Annotated in this window: 2 protein-coding genes; one reads left to right on the top strand and one right to left on the bottom strand. The window is 62.7% G+C overall.

The features are described from left to right. Positions 1 to 537, bottom strand: a 537-nt coding sequence (locus tag WM40_RS26630) for a DUF4158 domain-containing protein (RefSeq protein WP_046154581.1), incomplete at its 3' end; no start/stop codon positions are given. A gap of 109 nt (positions 538 to 646) precedes the next feature. On the opposite strand from WM40_RS26630, the gene WM40_RS26625 reads away from it, so the two are divergent. Beyond that, the coding region (locus WM40_RS26625; protein WP_046154580.1) for a phage integrase family protein at positions 647 to 1,912 on the top strand (1,266 nt) is incomplete at its 3' end.

Raw genomic sequence — 1,912 nt, 5'->3', positions numbered from 1 at the left:
CTGGCGCTCGGCGGATAGCGTTTCGCTGACCAACTCTTGCAGGGTCGTGTAGCCGGGCCGGATAATCTTGTGCTCATTGAGCCAGACGATCAGTTCGGCGGCGACGAACCCCGGCGTTACGTCACGCCGCACGGTCTGTGCGGCCTGCTGCTTGAGCTGCGATAGGAAGGCGGCCGACCACGGCCGGTAGCCGAATAGTTGAGCGATCTGCTCGCGCTGGGTGTAGCGTTCATGCTTGGTGATCGCCTTGGGTTCGAACGCCTCGCCTTGGAAATAGCGGCTCAGCACGAAAGCGCAATCGTCCTCGACTTCGTCCCAGTCGAAACTGAAGAAGGCATGTTTGGCCTTGAAGTAACCGATCTGCAAGAGGCAACAGACCTTGGCATAAAGACTGGGCCGGCTGTTGGCAAGCGCCAACTCGGTTTCTGTCACAGCCAGATACTCCAGCTGCTGCGCATCATCAAACTCCGGCAGACCATACAAGGCCTCCTGTTCGGCGCCGGATAGGACGCTGAGTAGCTTGTTCTTCTTGCTCATGGCCCGTTCTTGCTATCTTGAGGTTCCGTAGAAATATGGGGAATTTTCAACGCTACTGAAATAATCGGTATTATCGCGTGATGCGTTTTATTTAGTGCAACATACTTCGATGAAAATGGAGCAGACCACGGCTTTGGGCTCTACCCCAACCGGCTTTCCCGATGCCGACTCACTGGCTGCCTTGCGTGGCTGGTACGCCGGGCTTAGTTCCCGTGCGGCCGTGGAGCACTATCTGGCCGCCCGCAAGGCCGCCGGCCAGTCTGCGCGCGGGATGCTGGGCCACATTCGCCGGCAGCTCATCGAATTCGCCAGCAGCCGCCACCGACCAGATCTGGCCGACGTGTTCCAGCACGACCCAGAAGAGCGACATGAGCGCGCCCGCGCTGTCGATCGAGCCATCAAGTTGTTGCCCACACTTCCGGTTCCGCAGCCCCAGATTAGCGACGACATCGACCAATGGCTGACGCCTAGGACCGTCAACGCCCTGCAAGCGCACGGCATCCGCACCCTCTCGGAACTGACCGTCCGGATTCCGCGCCGACGCGGCTGGTGGAGGGCGATTGAAGGGCTCGGCCTGACTGGTGCCCAGCAGGTGGAAGCCTTCTTCGCCGCCCATCCACAGCTCACTGACCGTGCGCGGGCCCTGATCCCGATAGCTCAACCCAGCGGCATCGTACCGTGGGAACAGTTGCGCCTGCCAAACGAAGTCGACGGCTCGCAGGGCAGTTTCCGGGCCCCGCGCAACGCCTGCACGTTGAATGCAACCAACGACTACGAGGCCGTGCAGGCCTGGTTGGCGCTGCACGAGACTGTCGCCACACAGCGCGCCTATCGCAAGGAGGCTGAGCGGCTGATCCTATGGGCTATCGTCGAACGCGGACGGGCACTATCATCCCTGACCACGGACGATGCAATCGCGTACCGGGCTTTCGTCCGGCACCCGACGCCGTGCGAGCGCTGGGTGGGTCCGCCACGGCCGCGCGACTCGGTGGAATGGCGACCGTTCTCGGGCGGCTTGTCCGCACGCTCGGCAGCGTATGCGCTGACGGTGCTCTCAGCATTGTTCCGCTGGCTCATCGAGCAGCGCTACGTGCTGGCCAACCCGTTCGCCGGCGTCAAGGTACGCGGTCACGCCTCGCGGCCCGCGCTGGACACGGCGCGGGGTTTTACCGAGGGGGAATGGCTGCTGCTGCGCGCCATTGCGGACGGCCTGGTGTGGTCCTATAGCTGGTCCGAGCCAGCGGCGCAGCGCCTGCGCTTCATGCTCGACTTCGGCTACGCGACGGGCCTGCGCGCCAGCGAACTGGTCAACGCCGTTCTTGGTAATGTCCGCCTCGACGAGCACGGTGACCACTGGCTGCATTTGGTTGGCAAA

It is taken from the genome of Robbsia andropogonis, from assembly GCF_000970345.1.
Classification (GTDB): Bacteria; Pseudomonadota; Gammaproteobacteria; order Burkholderiales; family Burkholderiaceae; genus Robbsia; species Robbsia andropogonis.
This window is presented reverse-complemented; position numbering and strand designations above follow the sequence as displayed.